18 protein-coding genes are annotated in these 15557 nt (G+C 60.3%); 15 read left to right on the top strand and 3 right to left on the bottom strand.

What is annotated here, in order from left to right:
- Nucleotides 1-43: 43 nt before the first annotated feature.
- Nucleotides 44-886, top strand: a complete 843-nt coding sequence (locus ACIK7D_RS15960) for an MBL fold metallo-hydrolase (RefSeq protein WP_400156777.1) — start codon at nucleotides 44-46, stop codon at nucleotides 884-886.
- Between the two features lie 38 nt (nucleotides 887-924).
- Here the strand turns inward: ACIK7D_RS15960 and ACIK7D_RS15955 are convergent, their stop codons facing one another.
- Nucleotides 925-1428: a pyridoxamine 5'-phosphate oxidase family protein gene (locus ACIK7D_RS15955; protein WP_031234299.1), complete on the bottom strand. Its 504-nt coding sequence runs from the start codon at nucleotides 1426-1428 to the stop codon at nucleotides 925-927.
- A 194-nt stretch (nucleotides 1429-1622) separates the two neighbouring features.
- Between ACIK7D_RS15955 and ACIK7D_RS15950 the strand changes: the two genes are divergently transcribed.
- Nucleotides 1623-2369, top strand: coding sequence for a YebC/PmpR family DNA-binding transcriptional regulator (locus ACIK7D_RS15950; RefSeq protein ID WP_400156776.1), 747 nt, complete (start codon nucleotides 1623-1625; stop codon nucleotides 2367-2369).
- Between the two features lie 53 nt (nucleotides 2370-2422).
- On the opposite strand, the gene ACIK7D_RS15945 is transcribed toward ACIK7D_RS15950, so the two are convergent.
- Nucleotides 2423-3424, bottom strand: a complete 1002-nt coding sequence (locus tag ACIK7D_RS15945; RefSeq protein ID WP_080819508.1) for an LLM class flavin-dependent oxidoreductase — start codon at nucleotides 3422-3424, stop codon at nucleotides 2423-2425.
- A gap of 128 nt (nucleotides 3425-3552) precedes the next feature.
- Nucleotides 3553-5862 (bottom strand): methyl-accepting chemotaxis protein, encoded by a 2310-nt coding sequence (locus ACIK7D_RS15940; protein ID WP_400156775.1) that lies wholly within the window; start codon nucleotides 5860-5862, stop codon nucleotides 3553-3555.
- A gap of 246 nt (nucleotides 5863-6108) precedes the next feature.
- Here ACIK7D_RS15940 and ruvC point away from each other — a divergent pair, with 246 nt between their 5' ends.
- The 13 genes from ruvC to pal all read left to right on the top strand — a co-directional run bounded on the left by ruvC (nucleotide 6109) and on the right by pal (nucleotide 15555).
- Nucleotides 6109-6621, top strand: a complete 513-nt coding sequence (gene ruvC, locus ACIK7D_RS15935; protein ID WP_003523217.1) for a crossover junction endodeoxyribonuclease RuvC — start codon at nucleotides 6109-6111, stop codon at nucleotides 6619-6621.
- Between the two features lie 32 nt (nucleotides 6622-6653).
- Nucleotides 6654-7271 (top strand): Holliday junction branch migration protein RuvA, encoded by a 618-nt coding sequence (gene ruvA, locus ACIK7D_RS15930; RefSeq protein WP_003523218.1) that lies wholly within the window; start codon nucleotides 6654-6656, stop codon nucleotides 7269-7271.
- Between the two features lie 125 nt (nucleotides 7272-7396).
- The gene (gene ruvB / locus ACIK7D_RS15925) at nucleotides 7397-8437 is read left to right on the top strand and encodes a Holliday junction branch migration DNA helicase RuvB (protein WP_031234297.1); all 1041 of its coding nucleotides are present in this window, start codon (nucleotides 7397-7399) and stop codon (nucleotides 8435-8437) included.
- Between the two features lie 52 nt (nucleotides 8438-8489).
- On the top strand, nucleotides 8490-8708 hold the full coding sequence (locus ACIK7D_RS15920; protein WP_400156774.1) for a DUF2945 domain-containing protein: 219 nt from the start codon (nucleotides 8490-8492) through the stop codon (nucleotides 8706-8708).
- A gap of 36 nt (nucleotides 8709-8744) precedes the next feature.
- Nucleotides 8745-9326, top strand: a complete 582-nt coding sequence (locus ACIK7D_RS15915) for a DinB family protein (protein WP_400156773.1) — start codon at nucleotides 8745-8747, stop codon at nucleotides 9324-9326.
- Nucleotides 9323-9847 (top strand): NUDIX hydrolase, encoded by a 525-nt coding sequence (locus tag ACIK7D_RS15910; RefSeq protein WP_080819505.1) that lies wholly within the window; start codon nucleotides 9323-9325, stop codon nucleotides 9845-9847. Before ACIK7D_RS15915 ends, ACIK7D_RS15910 begins: the two co-directional genes overlap by 4 nt.
- Nucleotides 9844-10371, top strand: a complete 528-nt coding sequence (locus ACIK7D_RS15905) for an NUDIX hydrolase (protein ID WP_400156772.1) — start codon at nucleotides 9844-9846, stop codon at nucleotides 10369-10371. The genes ACIK7D_RS15910 and ACIK7D_RS15905 overlap by 4 nt, the downstream gene beginning before the upstream one ends.
- Before the next feature lies 1 nt (nucleotide 10372).
- Nucleotides 10373-10813 (top strand): tol-pal system-associated acyl-CoA thioesterase, encoded by a 441-nt coding sequence (ybgC, locus tag ACIK7D_RS15900; protein ID WP_400156771.1) that lies wholly within the window; start codon nucleotides 10373-10375, stop codon nucleotides 10811-10813.
- A 261-nt stretch (nucleotides 10814-11074) separates the two neighbouring features.
- Nucleotides 11075-11794 carry a protein TolQ gene (gene tolQ, locus ACIK7D_RS15895; RefSeq protein WP_003523238.1) on the top strand — a complete coding sequence of 240 codons (720 nt, stop codon included), beginning with the start codon at nucleotides 11075-11077 and terminating at the stop codon, nucleotides 11792-11794.
- Between the two features lie 52 nt (nucleotides 11795-11846).
- Nucleotides 11847-12305, top strand: a complete 459-nt coding sequence (gene tolR, locus ACIK7D_RS15890; protein WP_003523240.1) for a protein TolR — start codon at nucleotides 11847-11849, stop codon at nucleotides 12303-12305.
- A gap of 9 nt (nucleotides 12306-12314) precedes the next feature.
- Complete coding sequence (locus tag ACIK7D_RS15885; RefSeq protein ID WP_003523241.1) at nucleotides 12315-13484, top strand: cell envelope integrity protein TolA; 1170 nt, start codon at nucleotides 12315-12317, stop codon at nucleotides 13482-13484.
- 20 nt (nucleotides 13485-13504) lie between these two features.
- Nucleotides 13505-14812: a Tol-Pal system beta propeller repeat protein TolB gene (gene tolB, locus ACIK7D_RS15880; RefSeq protein ID WP_003523242.1), complete on the top strand. Its 1308-nt coding sequence runs from the start codon at nucleotides 13505-13507 to the stop codon at nucleotides 14810-14812.
- 209 nt (nucleotides 14813-15021) lie between these two features.
- On the top strand, nucleotides 15022-15555 hold the full coding sequence (pal, locus tag ACIK7D_RS15875; protein WP_003506243.1) for a peptidoglycan-associated lipoprotein Pal: 534 nt from the start codon (nucleotides 15022-15024) through the stop codon (nucleotides 15553-15555).
- Nucleotides 15556-15557: the final 2 nt, after the last annotated feature.

Here is a 15557-nt window from a genome sequence, read left to right as displayed (position 1 = left end):
AACCTGTCCCATCCTCTCAGCTTCGCAAGTTCAGGGGAGTGGCATGATGCTGCGCGTGCTAATGCTTGCAATAACCGGGCTGATCGCCTGTTCGGGAGCGGCCTTTGCCCAGACGGCGAGCCGTCCTCCCGTCAGCCAGTGCCAGGCGATCGCCAGCAACATTCCGGGCGTCATGTTCGCGAGCTTCAATCCGCCGGGTGTTCAGCTGGCGCAGGCGACGGCGAAGGAAGAGGTGAAGATCAGCTTCATCGGCCATTCCACCTATCTCATCGAAAGCCCCGGCGGTGTGACCATCGCCACCGATTATAACGGCATCTATCGTCCGCCCGTCACGCCGACTGTCGTGACGATGAACCGGGCGCATTCGACGCACTTCACCCTCAGTCCGGACCCGGCCATTCAATATGTGCTGCATGGCTGGAGCGATACGCCGGGAGAAAAGGCCGAGCACAAGGTTCTGGTGGGCGATGTCTATATCCGCAATGTCGCAACCGATATCCGCAACCGCTGGGGCGATTACGAGTCCTTCCAGGAGAACGGCAATTCCATCTTCATCTTCGAGGTTGCCGGGCTGTGCATCGGCCATCTCGGGCATCTGCATCATGAGTTGACGGATACACATTATGCCGAAATTGGTCGTCTGGATGTGCTGATGGTGCCGGTGGATGGCGGTCTGACCATGGGTGCCGACAGTATGAGCCGGGTGGTCAAGCGCCTGCGCTCCGCGCTTATCCTGCCGATGCACCGCACCGGCCCGCCGCTGGAGCAGTTTCTGACGATGTTCGGCGAAAGTTTCCGCATTGCCTATGCGGCCGATCCGGTGATCCGGGTTTCGATGAGAAACCTTCCCCGCCAGCCGCAGATACTGGTGCCGAAAGGCATGTAAAATGGCGACGGGCGGGGAAGACCGGGGGGAGTGGTTTATCAGGCAAAGGTGAGGTGCTGACGGACGCCGACGTCAGGCGTCTTGTCATCCGACATGTTCGCCTTGGCGATTTCCCAGCCGAATTTCAGCGTGCTGTCCGTCGAAGCCCAGATATCGGCATCGTCGACATGTAACGCCAGCATGGTCAGTTGCGGGTCGCTTTTGCCGTGTTCGTACCAGGCCGCCGTGACAGAGTTCCAATATTCGTCGATCTTGGTTTTGTCGTCGCGGGCTTCGAGGATGCCTGAAAGGCAGGCGTGGTAGTCATGGTCCTTGCCCACCACGCAGAAATGCGCCCGGGAGCCGGATTTCAGCGATTTCACCAGATCGGTGTCTTTTTTGGAGAAAAACCAGATGGTGTTGGTCTTGGGGTCAGCATGAGGCGCCATGGGCTGCATGTGGTTGTGCAGTCCTTCGAGACCGAGCATGCCGGCATGGACGGAATTGATCTCGTCCCAGAGCTGGCGGGCCGGTGCTTCTCGTGCTTCAGTCAGGCTGACCATATGTTTTCTCCTTCGGGTCTCATGCTGCGACGGAGGAAAAATGCCCTGTTCCGCCGCGTTCATGATCAGAACGAAGAGCGGATAAATCAGTTCCTTCCGTTGTTGCGGCAAGAGAAAGCGCTTGCGGGGTTGAATGGCGCGGCTATCGCACTTATAAGGCCCGCAATCTCCAAATTACGACAATCAGGTTTTCCATGGCTGGTCATTCACAGTTCAAGAACATCATGCACCGCAAGGGCAAGCAGGACTCCGTGCGGTCCAAAATGTTTTCCAAGCTTGCGCGCGAAATCACCGTTGCGGCAAAGACGGGCATGCCCGACCCGAACATGAACCCGCGCCTGCGTCTGGCAATCCAGAACGCCAAGGCCCAGTCCATGCCGAAGGACAATATCGAGCGCGCGATCAAGAAGGCCTCCGGTGCGGATGGCGAAAACTATGACGAAGTCCGCTACGAGGGTTACGGCCCGGGCGGCGTCGCCGTCATCGTCGAGGCCCTGACCGACAACCGCAACCGCACCGCCTCCAACGTTCGCTCCATCTTCACCAAGGCCGGCGGCGCTCTCGGCGAAACCGGCTCGGTCTCCTTCTCCTTCGACCGCGTCGGCGAAATCTCCTACAAGGCTGAAGTCGGCGATGCCGACAAGGTCATGGAAGCCGCCATCGAGGCCGGTGCCGACGACGTCGAATCTTCCGAAGACGGTCACACCATCATCTGCGGTTTCGAAGCGATGAACGAGGTTTCCAAGGCGCTGGAAGGCGTGCTGGGCGAAGCCGAAAGCGTCAAGGCCATCTGGAAGCCGCAGAACACGGTGCCGGTGGATGAAGAAAAGGCGCAGTCGCTGATGAAGTTCATCGACAATCTCGAAGACGATGACGACGTACAGAACGTCTATTCCAACTTCGAAGTGTCCGAAGAAATTCTCGCCAAGCTTTCCGCCTGACGTCTCATGTTTCAAAAAAAGCCCCGGTAGCGATCCGCTCCGGGGCTTTTTGTTTAGGCGGCCTTCTTTATGGAGGTTCGCACGTCGGCAAAAATCTCCACGGATCGCAGCCGTTTTTCGATGTCATGGATCGGCATGGAAACGATCAGCTCATCCGCCTGCGTTTCCGCCAGGAAACCGTCGAGATGGCGCTGGATCGTCTCAGGTGAGCCCACGGCCGCGAAACGCAGTGTGTGTTCGACAGAGAAACGCTCCATCTCGTTCCAGTAATCGTCCATGCTGTGCACCGGCTTCGGAAACTGCGTGCGCACGTTGCGGCGCAGGTTGACGAATTGCTGCTGCGACGAGGTGAAGAGATGCTGCGCCTCCTCGTCCGTATCGGCGCCGACGCCCATCACACCCACCATCACATAGGGCTTGTCCAGCACTTCTGAGGGCTGGAAGCGCTCGCGATAGATATGGATCGCTTCCATCAGCATGTCAGGCGCGAAATGCGAGGCGAAGGAATAGGGCAGGCCGAGGGCTGCGGCGAGATGCGCGCTATAGGTGCTGGAACCGAGCAGCCAGATCGGCACATTCGAATTCATGCCGGGCACGGCGAGAATAGCCTGATCCTGCTGCGGCGGGCCGAGGTAACGCTGGAGTTCGACGATATCGTGCGGGAAATTCTCCGCGCCGGCATCGAGATTGCGGCGCAGCGCCCGTGCCGTGCGCATGTCGGTTCCGGGCGCACGGCCGAGACCGAGATCGACGCGGCCGGGAAGCAGCGCCGCAAGTGTGCCGAACTGCTCGGCGATGACGAGCGGGGAGTGGTTGGGCAACATGATGCCGCCGGAGCCGACGCGGATATGTTTCGTGGCCGCGCCCACATGGGCGATGACCAGCGATGTTGCAGCACTGGCAATGCCCGGCATGCCGTGGTGCTCCGCCAGCCAGATGCGGTTATAGCCGTGTTCTTCGGCCTTGATCGCCATTCGGCGGGAATTTTCAAGCGCCTCGCTGACGCTCTCGCCTTCGCCGATGGGCGAAAGGTCGAGAATGGAAAAGGGGATCATCCGACGCTCCTGCGAAATTTAAATCTTTGCTGCGGATGTAAGACGCGTGTCCCGATTTACCAGTGAAGTCGCGCAGAATTGAAGGATGGTTCAAAAAAATTGGGCCTCCGAAGAGGCCCATTTCTTTCTCAGCCTGCCCGCCGAATTTGTCGGGCGTTGTGATGGCCTGCCGCATTCCGGTCGGAAGCCAGTGCGAATTGTCCAAGCCTGCCATCCATTTCACCCGCTTCGGAGGCGAGATTGTGAATGGCGGCCGTCGTTTCTTCCACCATGGCGGCATTCTGCTGGGTCATGGTGTCGAGGCTGGCGACGGTGCTGTTGATTTCCGAGAGCGTGTGCGCTTCCTCGCGGGTGGAGTCCATGATCTCCTCGATGCGCGCGCTGATGGTCTGCACATGCTTGCCGATGCCGGAAAGCGACGTGCCGGCTTTTTCCACCAGCGCCACGCCGGCGGAAACCTCGTCCGTGGAGCGTTTCAGCAGGCTGGTGATTTCTTTTGCGGCCGCTGCCGAACGCTGCGCCAGTTCGCGCACCTCCTGCGCCACGACCGCAAAGCCCTTGCCGGCTTCGCCCGCACGGGCTGCCTCCACGCCGGCATTGAGGGCGAGAAGGTTGGTCTGGAAGGCGATTTCATCGATGACGCCGATGATCTGGTTGATCTGGCGCGACGAGGTCTGGATTGCCTCCATGGCGGCGATGGTCTGCTCCATGACGCGGCTGGATGCCGTGGCCTCCGCGCTGGCGTCGCGGGCGATCCGCGTTGCCTGTTCGGCGCGTTCGATCTGGTCGCGGACGGCCTCCGTGATCGCCTTGATGGCGCTTGCCGTTTCGGTGATGGAGGCTGCCTGCCGCTCGGTCCGTTCGGCGAGCTGATCGGCGCCCACCCGCATCTCCTCGGAACCGCCACGAACCGCGGCGGAGTTGCGGCCGATGGCCTGCATGGTTTCGCTGAGCCGGGAAAGCGCCGTGTTGAAGTTATGACGCAGGCTTTCGAGATCGTCGGGGAAGACGGTTTCGATACGATAGGCGAGGTCGCCGTTCGCCAGCCGGTCCAGACCTTCATCCAGGGAATGCACGACCATCTGCAGGGTGCCGGCCTCGGCCTCCCGTTCCGCAAGATGCGCGCGGCGGGCCGTTTCGGCTTCCTCCCGCGTGCGCGATGCGGTTTCTTCCATCTCCCGCTGCAGGATGAGCTTTTCGCGGAAACTGCCGAGCGCCTGCGCCATGCGGCCGATCTCGTCCTTTCGGTCCTGATTGCCGATCTCCGCATCGAGACGGCCTGCGGCCACTTCGCCGGTCAATCCTGCAAGCTTTTCCAGCGGTGCAAAGAGACGCCGCGCGAAAAAGGCCGTGGCCGCGCACATGGCCGCCAGAACGCAAAGGCCAATCACGGCAAGCGTGCCGGCAATCGAAACCGAGCCCGCATTTAATTCGCTGCGCAGCATGCTTTCCACCGCGAGATATTTTTCCCCGGCAAAGGAGAAGGGGCGGGCATAGGCATTGGCCTCGCCATCCGCACGGTCGATCTTGGCAATCGTCATGCCCGTCGTATTCAGCGCTTGTCCATGGAAACCATAGATTGCCGGATCGAGGCCGACCAGCCTGTTGCCCTCCACGCCGATAACCTTGCCATCGGCGGAAACGATTGCCGACTGTTCGGAACTGCCGGCCGTCACACCCTTTGTGAGGATTTGGCTGAAGACCTCTTCCTTGACCCGGAAGAGGACGATGCCCTTGAACGCGCCGAACTTGACGACCGGAACGCCGAAATAAATGCCGGCTTCTTTCGTGGCGGCATCGATGCGCAGGCCGGAGAAGCTGGTCTGCGCCACGTCGTTCACGGCCTTTTCGCCGTTCGCAGCGCCGCGTGCGAAGGCCGCGCCGAGGCCGCTTTCCGTCCAGGCACCGCCGGTGACGGTTTCCCCGAAAGCCGATCCTTTCAGGTAAGAGTAATAGACCGTGCCTGCGGGATCGATGAAGAGAACGTCGCTGAACGGCGTTCCCTGCAGATAACCGCCAATATCCGTCTGGGTCTTCTCATGGGTTGAATAATAAAAGCCGCTCGGGCTTTCCGGCTTGATCAGCTTTTCCTTTTCGCCAAAGGGGTTTTCCTTGACGAAGACGCGCTGCAGTTCCGCCTTCGCATCACCGGAATTCTTCTGCACGGTCGCCCAGCCGCTGCGCATGGAGACGACAGCCATTTGCAGGGATTCGATCTTGGCAATGGAATCCGCCTGCGTTTTCAGCTGCTCAAGACGCTCCTGAAGCATGTCGCCGCGAAAGACGAGAATGCTCTCCATGGATTTCGACGCCTGTTCTTCGAGAACGCCGCTGCTGCTTTGATAGCCGAGAAGCGTCAGAGCCCCGGTCGAGATCGCCATCAGCGCCAGGAAAATCGCCAGCACTTTGGTGGATATGGAATGAAAACGGTTCAGCATGGCCGATGCAGCCCCCAATGCCGGATCAGTTCCCGCGCCAAGCATGTGGCGCCACCGGATGGCTGATATGGCTCAAATATTATGCTGCGGATCATCATGTCCGCAGCTCCCCTTTTTTGTTTTTGTGAGGGAACAATGCGGTACGCGGTTTAAGCAGAGGTAAATGCTGCACCGCAAATTTGATGAATGTTGTCGTTTTGTTCACTTATCGCTGGCAGGGTCGCAGCCGGAAAGATAAGGTGCCTCATGCAAAAGACGATTCGAATCATCGGCATTGACCCCGGATTAAGGCGCACCGGCTGGGGGGTGATCGACACCCTCGGCAACAGCCTGCGGTTTGTCGCCTCCGGCACGGTGACGTCGGACGGTGATATGGATCTGGCCTCGCGGCTCTGCCAGCTGCATGACGGGCTGGCGGATATCGTGCACAGCCACCAGCCCGATGAAGCGGCGGTGGAGCAGACTTTCGTGAACAAGGATGCGGTTGCGACCCTGAAACTCGGCCAGGCACGCGGCATCGCCATGCTGGTTCCGGCGCGCGCAGGGTTGCCGGTCTTCGAATATGCGCCGAACGCGGTCAAGAAGGCCGTGATCGGTGTAGGGCACGGCGAAAAGCAGCAAATTCACATGATGCTGAAAATCCTGATGCCGAAGGCCGAATTCAAGGGTAACGATGCGGCGGACGCGCTCGCCATCGCAATCTGCCACGCCCATAATCGCGGCGGTGACAGGATGCGGCGACTGCTGGCGGCCGGTTGAATATTTAGAGTCTCATTGCAGCGGGCGGCATCATGATCGGAAAACTGAAGGGCAGCATCGAGGAAATCGGCGCGGACTATGTGCTGGTGGATGTGCACGGCGTCTGTTACGTCGCCTATTGTTCGGCGCGCACGCTGTCGAAAATCGGCTCCGTCGGGGAGGCGGTGGTGCTGTTCATCGAAACCTATGTGCGTGAGGACCAGCTGAAGCTCTTCGGTTTTCTCTCGGCGCTGGAGCGGGAATGGTTCAACCTGCTGCAGAGCGTGCAGGGTGTTGGCTCGAAAGTGGCCTTGGCCGTTCTTTCCACGCTGTCACCCTCCGAACTGGCCAATGCCATTGCGCTACAGGACAAAACGATGATCTCGCGCGCGCCGGGCGTCGGGCCAAAGGTGGCGGTGCGTCTTGTGACCGAGCTTCGCAACAAGGCTCCGGCCTTTGCGGGAGAGGCTTCCGCCTCAATCGGCCTCAAGCAGGAGCTTGGCGAAGGCGTCGCGTCCGCGCCGGTAGCGGATGCCGTTTCCGCGCTCACCAATCTCGGCTACTCGCGCGACCAGGCCGCCAATGCGGTTGCCGCCGCGCTGAAGAACGGCGGGGAGGGCGGCGACAGCGCCAAGCTGATCCGGCTCGGGCTGAAAGAGCTTTCGCGGTAGGCCGGGCGCGGTACACATGGTGTTCGGGCGCGATGTTGAATTTCGTGAAGCGCCTTGGCGTGACAGTCATGATATAGCGGCGAAGACCACCTCATGAATTCGTTTAGAACAATGGAATGCCCTGAATGAGCGATGCGGACAGACTGATTTCGGCGGACAAGCGCGGTGAGGACATCGACACCACCCTGCGTCCGCAATCGCTGGACGATTTTACCGGCCAGGCGGAGGCCCGCGCCAATCTCAAGGTATTTATCGAGGCGGCCAAGAACCGTGGTGAAGCGCTGGATCACGTGTTGTTCGTCGGCCCGCCCGGTCTCGGCAAGACCACGCTGGCGCAGATCATGGCCAAGGAGCTTGGCGTCAACTTCAAATCCACCTCCGGCCCCGTCATCGCCAAGGCGGGCGATCTTGCAGCGCTTCTGACCAATCTCGAGGAGCGCGACGTACTCTTCATCGATGAAATCCACCGTCTCAACCCGGCGGTGGAGGAAATACTCTATCCGGCAATGGAGGATTTCCAGCTCGACCTCATCATCGGCGAAGGACCGGCGGCGCGCTCGGTGAAGATTGATCTTTCCAAATTCACCCTTGTCGCTGCGACGACCCGTCTGGGGCTTTTGACGACGCCGCTGCGCGACCGTTTCGGCATTCCCGTCCGGCTGGCTTTCTACACTGTCGACGAACTGGAACTGATCGTACGGCGCGGCGCGCGGCTGATGGGGCTGAACATGACCGACGAGGGGGCGCGCGAGGTGGCAAGGCGCGCGCGCGGTACGCCGCGCATCGCCGGCCGGCTATTGCGCCGCGTGCGCGATTTCGCCGAGGTGGCGCGGGCGGAAGCCGTTACCCGCGAGATCGCCGATGAGGCTTTGACCCGGCTGCTGGTCGACAAAATGGGCCTCGACCAGCTCGACATGCGGTATCTCACCATGATCGCGGTCAATTTCGGCGGAGGCCCGGTTGGCATCGAAACCATCGCCGCCGGCCTTTCGGAGCCGCGCGATGCCATCGAGGATATTATCGAACCCTATATGATCCAGCAGGGTTTCATCCAGCGCACGCCACGTGGCCGCATTCTGACCGGCACGGCCTGGAAACATCTGGGAATGCAGCCGCCAAAGGATCTCGAGGCGGCACAGTTCCGGCTGACGCTGGAGGAGGATTGAGGGAACAAGCCCGGCGTGCCGGCATTTGATCGTCTTTGGCACGGAGATGATCATGTCGGTGTATCGCAAGGGCACGAAGGTCCGGTGGAACTGGAGCAGTGGCACCGGTGAAGGTAAAATCGTCGAGACTTTCACGGATGATGTCGAACGCACCATCGCCGGCTCCAGAATAAAGCGGAAGGCAAGCAGGCAGGAGCCTGCCTATCTGATCGAGCAGGAAGACGGCGCCAGGGTTCTGAAAAGCAGATCGGAGCTTGAGCGCGTCGATTGAACGACGCCGTTCTTCGGCGGCAATGGAGGAGCCTTCATGTCTTACGATTCGCTGCGGGTCTTCCGCAAACTCGCGCGCAATAACCGGCTGGCCAATTTTCGGCTGCATCGGGCCTGTCTTCAGCTTTCGCAGGAAGCGTTTGTGGCTTCCCGCGTCAGTTTCTTTCCAACGCTGCGCGCGACGCTGAACCACATCTACACCGTCGACCGCTTTTATATCGATGCCCTGCAAGGCGGCACGCTCGGCCTTGCGGCCTTTGCTGAAGAAGAGCCTTTCGCCACCATGGCGGATCTGCGTGTCGCCCAGACGGAGTTGGACGAGGTGCTGATCGCATTTGTCGACAGCCTCGATGAAGACGGCCTTGCCGCTAACGTCAATATCCATCGCGGCGCGCGTATACAGCACGATCGCTGCGACGATATCCTGTCCCATCTCTTCCAGCACCAGACGCATCATCGGGGGCAGGCGCATGCCATGTTGTCCGGCACCGTGGTCAAGCCGCCGCAACTGGATGAATTCATTGTGGGCGATGATGCAAAGGCAAGAAAAGAAGAGATGGATGCGTTAGGGTGGACGGAAACCGATTTGATGTTTCCAGCCCGCAGGTCAGCGCCATGACACACGATACCAAGCAGGACACCCGCATCCGCATGAAGTTCAAGCCGAAGCGCATTTTCCAGATGCGGGTGGCGGGACTGGCGTTTCGCGATGGCCACGTGCTGGTGCACCGGGCGTCGCATGAAAAATTCTGGACCTTTCCGGGCGGTCGCGCCGAAATGGGCGAGCGCTCCGAAGAAACGCTGGCGCGCGAAATGGTGGAAGAGCTTGGCGTCGAGGCCAAGATCGGGCGGCTTCTCTGGGCAGTCGAAAATTTCTTCCACTACGAGGGCAAGGACTGGCACGAACTCGGATTTTATTACCTGATGGACCTGCCGGAGACGCTGGCCTTTCATCCGACCGATATCATTCACCGCGTTCAGGACGGCGACAACGAACTGGAGTTCCGCTGGGTCGCCGCAACCCGTCAGGCATTGACGGAGCTTGATATTCCGCCCTATTTCATCGCCGACGAAATAGAGCACCTGCCGAAGGCCACGAGACACCTCGTCTGGCATGACGGCGATCTGGACGATAAATGACCTCTGCCCCCGAACGCCACATGATCCGGCTGGACCGGAAACCGCAGCTTTTCAGCATGCGCGTGGCGGCGCTGATCTTTCAGAACGGCCATGTTCTCGTCCAGCGCGGCGCGAAGGACAGCTACTGGGCCTTGCCCGGCGGGCGGGCCGAAATCGGCGAAAGCTCGCAGGAAACCATCATCCGCGAGATCGGCGAGGAGCTTGACCGGGATTGCTCGGTCGAGCGTCTTCTCTGGTCGGCCGAGAGTTTTTTCGCCTATGACGGCTTTGCGGCGCATGAGCTGGGATTTTATTATCTCGTTTCGCTTCAACAGCCTCTGCCGTTCCATGAAAGCGATATCGTGCATCGGGTGCTGGATGGCGTCGAGGTGGAGTTCCGCTGGCTGCCCGCGCAGCCTTCAGCACTTCTGAAGAGCGATCTGAGGCCCCGTTTCATCGCGGAGCGTATTGAGGCGCTGCCGCAACGGCATGAGCATCTTATCGTCCGCGAAGGACGTTCTGATGCAGTCGAAATAAGGAGATAGTATGAGCGAGCTTGTGGTTTCGCTTTCGGGTGAGCTTATCGAACATGGCCACCGCCTGATGCAGCGTGTCTATTACGAAGATACGGATTTCTCCGGCCTCGTTTATCACGCCCGCTATCTGCATTTTCTCGAGCGCGGGCGCACCGATTACCTGCGTTGCCTCGGCTGCGAACAAAGCGCGCTTCTGACCGCTGACGAAGAAGGTCTGGTCTTCGTCGTTCATCGCATGGAGATCGATTTCAAAAGCCCGGCGCGAATGGATGACGTGTTGACGATCACGACCATCACCGAGAAGGCCGGTGGCGCGAAAATGGTGCTCAATCAGGAAATCCGGCGTGGCGAAACACTGTTGGTCGCCGCCAAGGTCATCATCGCCGTCATCAATGCCAATGGTCGCCCGAGGCGTCTTCCGGAGACCGTGGCGGAAAAATTCCTGAAGTAATTGGCGGCCGCATCCAGTAAATCCATCCCGCGTGGCCTGGCTGTAACACTCCTTTAACCATAATGGTGTCTTACTTTAGCAACTGGCATTTGTGCGGCGCACGCCTTCCTTTCACCAAATTTATTGGCAAGTAAGGCTTACTGGCAAGTATCGGGGTATGGCTAAGGGGTTGGCGGCTGTTGCCGCAGGACTTCGAGCGTTAACACGCGTTTGAATCGCCCGGTCCCGTACCGGGCGTTTGGATTCGGGGATTGGATATTTATGGAACAGGCAGGTTTGGCAGCGGCGACGCACGATGTAAGTCTCTGGGCACTGTTTATGCAGGCGGGCCTCATCGTGAAGCTCGTGATGATCGGACTTATCGCCGCCTCGGTCTGGACGTGGGCGATCGTCTTTGACAAATATGTGAGCTTCGGCAAGGCAAGACGCCAGTTCGACCAATTCGAACAGGTCTTCTGGTCGGGTCAGTCGCTCGAAGAGCTTTATCGCACGCTGGCGGAACGCCAGAACGGCGGTCTTGCGGCGATTTTCGTTTCCGCCATGCGCGAATGGAAGAAATCCTTCGAGCGCGGCGCACGTTCGCCCATCGGTCTGCAGATGCGTATCGACCGGGCGATGGACGTGACCATGGCGCGTGAAAGCGAACAGTACGAGGCGCGCCTCGGTTCGCTCGCCACCATCGGTTCGGCCGGTCCCTTCATCGGTCTCTTCGGTACGGTTGTGGGTATCATGACCTCGTTCCAGGCGATTGCCGGTTCGAAGTCGACCAACCTTGCGGTCGTGGCGCCGGGTATCGCCGAAGCGCTTCTGGCGACGGCCATCGGCCTTGTCGCGGCTATTCCCGCGGTTATCGCCTACAACAAGTTCACGGCCGACGCGCACAAGCTTTCCGCCCGCATGGAAGGTTTCGCCGACGAGTTCTCCGCGATCCTGTCGCGCCAGATCGATGAAAAACTTCAGACGCGGCAGGCCGCCCAGTAAGCGGCCGCATGCTGTGCAGTAATTTGCCGCAAGGCAAAATGGAGTAGATGATATGGGTATGTCAGCAGGTGGCAGCGGCGGCGGTTCCGGTGGACGCCGGGGGCGCGGCGGACGACGCAGGGGCGGCGCGATCAGCGAGATCAACGTGACGCCGCTGGTCGACGTCATGCTCGTGCTGCTCATCATCTTCATGGTGGCAGCGCCGATGATGACGGTCGGCGTGCCGATCGATCTGCCGCAGACATCCGCCAATGCGCTGAACTCGGACACGCAGCCGATCACCATTTCCGTCAATGCCAATGGCCAGATCCATCTGCAGGAAACGGAAATTCAGGCGGCCGAAGTGGCCGACAAGCTGCAGGCGATCGCCACGACAGGTTATAACGAGCGCATCTTCGTGCGCGCGGATTCCGTTGCCGCTTACGGCGTCGTTGCCGATGTGATGGCGCGTATTCAGGCGGCGGGCTTCAAGAATATCGGCCTTGTGACCCAGCAGAAACAGGACAATTGACGTAAAACGATGAAGGGCAGCCTTACCACATCCGCGATCGTGCATGCGTCGCTTCTGGCTTTCGCCCTCGTATCCCTGGGCTCGCCGGAGCCGCTTGACGTTTCGCAGGCCGAGGCTCTGCCGGTGGAACTGGTGCCCATCGAGGAGCTGAGCCAGATCCAGCAGGGCGACAAGAACGCGCCGAAAGCAGAGAAGTCGGCCCCCGTTCCGACCACGCGTCCGGATATCGTCGAGAACGCCCAGAATGTCGGCAACAACACGGTCGATCTTGACGCACCGCCGACGCCGACCACCAAGCCTAACGACAATATCAGCGCTGCTGCCCCGCCGAAGCAGGAAAAGCCGCAACCCGTCGTCGACACCAAGGCGAACGAGGTAAAGGAAATCGTCAAGGAAGAAACCTCGGCTCCGAAGCCGCAGGAAATGGCTGCCTTGCCGCAGACCAAGCCCGAGATCGCGCCGCAGCCGAAGACGGAGCCGCCGCCGCAGGAAACCAAGGCCGAGGAGCCGCCGCCCGCGCAGCAGGAACCGGCCGAAATCCCCGTGCCGCAGAACGTGCCGCGCCCGAATTCCCGTCCCGAGCCGCCGAAGCCGGAAGAGCCGAAGCAGGCCGAGACCAAGCCTGCCGAGCAGAAGCCCGCGGAAAAACCGGCCGAGACCAAGCCCGATCAGGCGAAGTCCACCGACAAGCCTTCCGACAAGAAGCCCGGCGAGAAGAAGCAGGAGACTGCGAAATCGGCTTCCTCGAAGGAAAGCGATTTTAACGCTGACGATATCGCCGCGCTTTTGAACAAACAGGCCCCCTCGGGCGGCGGCGCCAAGCGCTCCACCCAGCAGGCCTCTCTCGGCGGCAAGAAGACGACGGGCGGTTCGACGCTCAGCCAGACGGAAATGGATGCGCTGCGTGGCGCGATCCAGAAGAACTGGCAAATCATTCCCGGCATGGCGGATGCCTCGGACGTTCGCGTCCGGGTCACCATGAAGCTCGACCGTGATGGAACCATCATCGGTCGGCCCGAGATCGAGGCGACCGGCGGTTCCGAAGGGACGCGCCGTGCTCTTTCCGGCGGAGCCTATCGCGCCATCATGCGTTCTGCTCCGTTCACCAACCTTCCTGCCGACAAATATGACGCATGGAACGAAGTTGTCGTGAACTTCGATCCCAGTGAATTGCTATGAATGCTGAAAGGCCTGGCAACATGAAGATATTTTCGCCGATCCGGCTGGTGCTCGCTGTCGCGGCCCTCATGTCGGTTTTCTCCGCACCGGCTTTTGCGCGGGTGGAAATCAACATCAACAAGGGCAATGTCGAGCCGCTGCCCATCGCCATCACCGACTTCATGTCGAGCGACGGCATCGGCGCGCAGGTTTCCGCGGTCATTGCCGCCGACCTGCAGCGTTCCGGCCTTTTTGCGCCGGTCAACAAGAACGCCTTTATCGAAAAGATCAGCAATCCGGATCAGCAGCCGCGTTTCGAGGACTGGAAGGTCATCAACGCGCAGGCGCTCGTGACTGGCCGTGTGACGCGCGAAAGCGATGGCCGCCTGCGCGCCGAGTTCCGCCTGTGGGATACGTTCGCCAACCAGCAGATGACTGGCCAGCAGTTCTTTACCCAGCCTGAAAACTGGCGCCGCGTCGCCCACATCATCGCCGACGCCATCTATGAGCGCATCACCGGTGAAAAGGGCTATTTCGACACCCGCGTCGTTTTCGTCTCTGAAAGCGGCCCGAAGACGGCCCGCAAGCGCCAGCTGTCGATCATGGACCAGGATGGCTTCAACGTCCGTAACCTCACCAACTCGAACGACATCGTCCTGACGCCGCGTTTCTCGCCGAACCGTCAGGAAGTGACCTACATGTCCTTCGAAGGCCAGCAGCCGCGCGTTTATCTGCTGCAACTGGAAACCGGGCAGCGCGAAGTTGTCGGCAATTTCCCCGGTATGACCTTCTCGCCGCGCTTCTCTCCGGATGGCCAAAAGGTCATCATGAGCCTGCAGCAGGATGGCAACGCCAATATCTATACGATGGACCTGCGCTCTCGCACCACGACGCGGCTGACGAATACGTCGGCGATCGATACGGCGCCGTCCTATTCGCCGGATGGGCAGCGCGTTGCCTTCGAAAGCGACCGTGGCGGCCGCCAGCAGATTTACGTCATGAATGCCGATGGTTCCGGCCAGCAGCGCGTTTCCTTCGGCGATGGCTCCTATTCCACGCCGGTCTGGTCGCCGCGCGGCGATCTGATCGCCTTCACCAAGCAGTCGGGTGGCAAGTTCTCGATCGGCGTGATGAAGACCGACGGTTCGGGCGAGCGCATCCTGACCAGCGGTTTCCACAATGAAGGCCCGACCTGGGCGCCCAACGGCCGCGTGCTGATGTTCTTCCGTCAGAACGCCGGTGCGGGCGGTCCGCAGCTCTATTCGATCGACCTGACGGGCTACAACGAACAGCTCATCAAGACGCCGACTTTCGCTTCGGATCCGGCATGGTCGCCGCTTCTGGACTGATATGACTGCCATGACGGCGCCGGCATGAACCGGCGCCGTCATGTTTTATTTGATACCATGGGGAAGTGCGCCTCTTTCTTGCCGCAAACTGTTGTGAGGGAGCAAAAAATGGGACATTTCCTTTCTGTTAACCATAAGCGTTTGCCGGCTATTAACCGCGATCAGTTAGTGTCCGGCAACGTTATTGAAATCCTAAGGAGAGACCGGCGATGAGCCGTACACACATTTCGGCACTCAGCCCCATGCAGAAACTGGCCCGTAACCCGGCTGTCATCGCCATGACGCTCGCGCTTGCCCTCGCAGGTTGCGCGAACAAGAAGAACATGCCGAACAGCGCCGGTGAACTTGGCCTTGGTGGCGCGGGCTCCGCAACGCCGGGCTCCCAGCAGGACTTCACGGTGAACGTCGGCGACCGCATCTTCTTCGACACTGACTCCACCTCGATCCGCGCCGACGCCCAGCAGACCCTGCAGCGCCAGGCTCAGTGGCTCGCCCGTTATCCGAACTACGCCATCACCGTTGAAGGCCATGCCGACGAACGCGGCACGCGCGAATACAACCTGGCGCTCGGCGCCCGTCGTGCGGCTGCAACCCGCGACTTCCTGGCTTCCCAGGGTGTTCCGGCAAACCGCATGAAGACGATCTCCTACGGCAAGGAAAAGCCGGTCGCCGTTTGCGACGACATCTCCTGCTGGTCGCAGAACCGCCGCGCCGTGACGGTTCTCGGTGGCGCGGGCATGTGATT

Source organism: Agrobacterium sp. P15N1-A, from assembly GCF_044626815.1.
GTDB lineage: Bacteria > Pseudomonadota > Alphaproteobacteria > Rhizobiales > Rhizobiaceae > Agrobacterium > Agrobacterium leguminum.
Note: the sequence above shows the minus strand (reverse complement) of the source record. Positions and strands in the feature narration are given on the sequence as shown.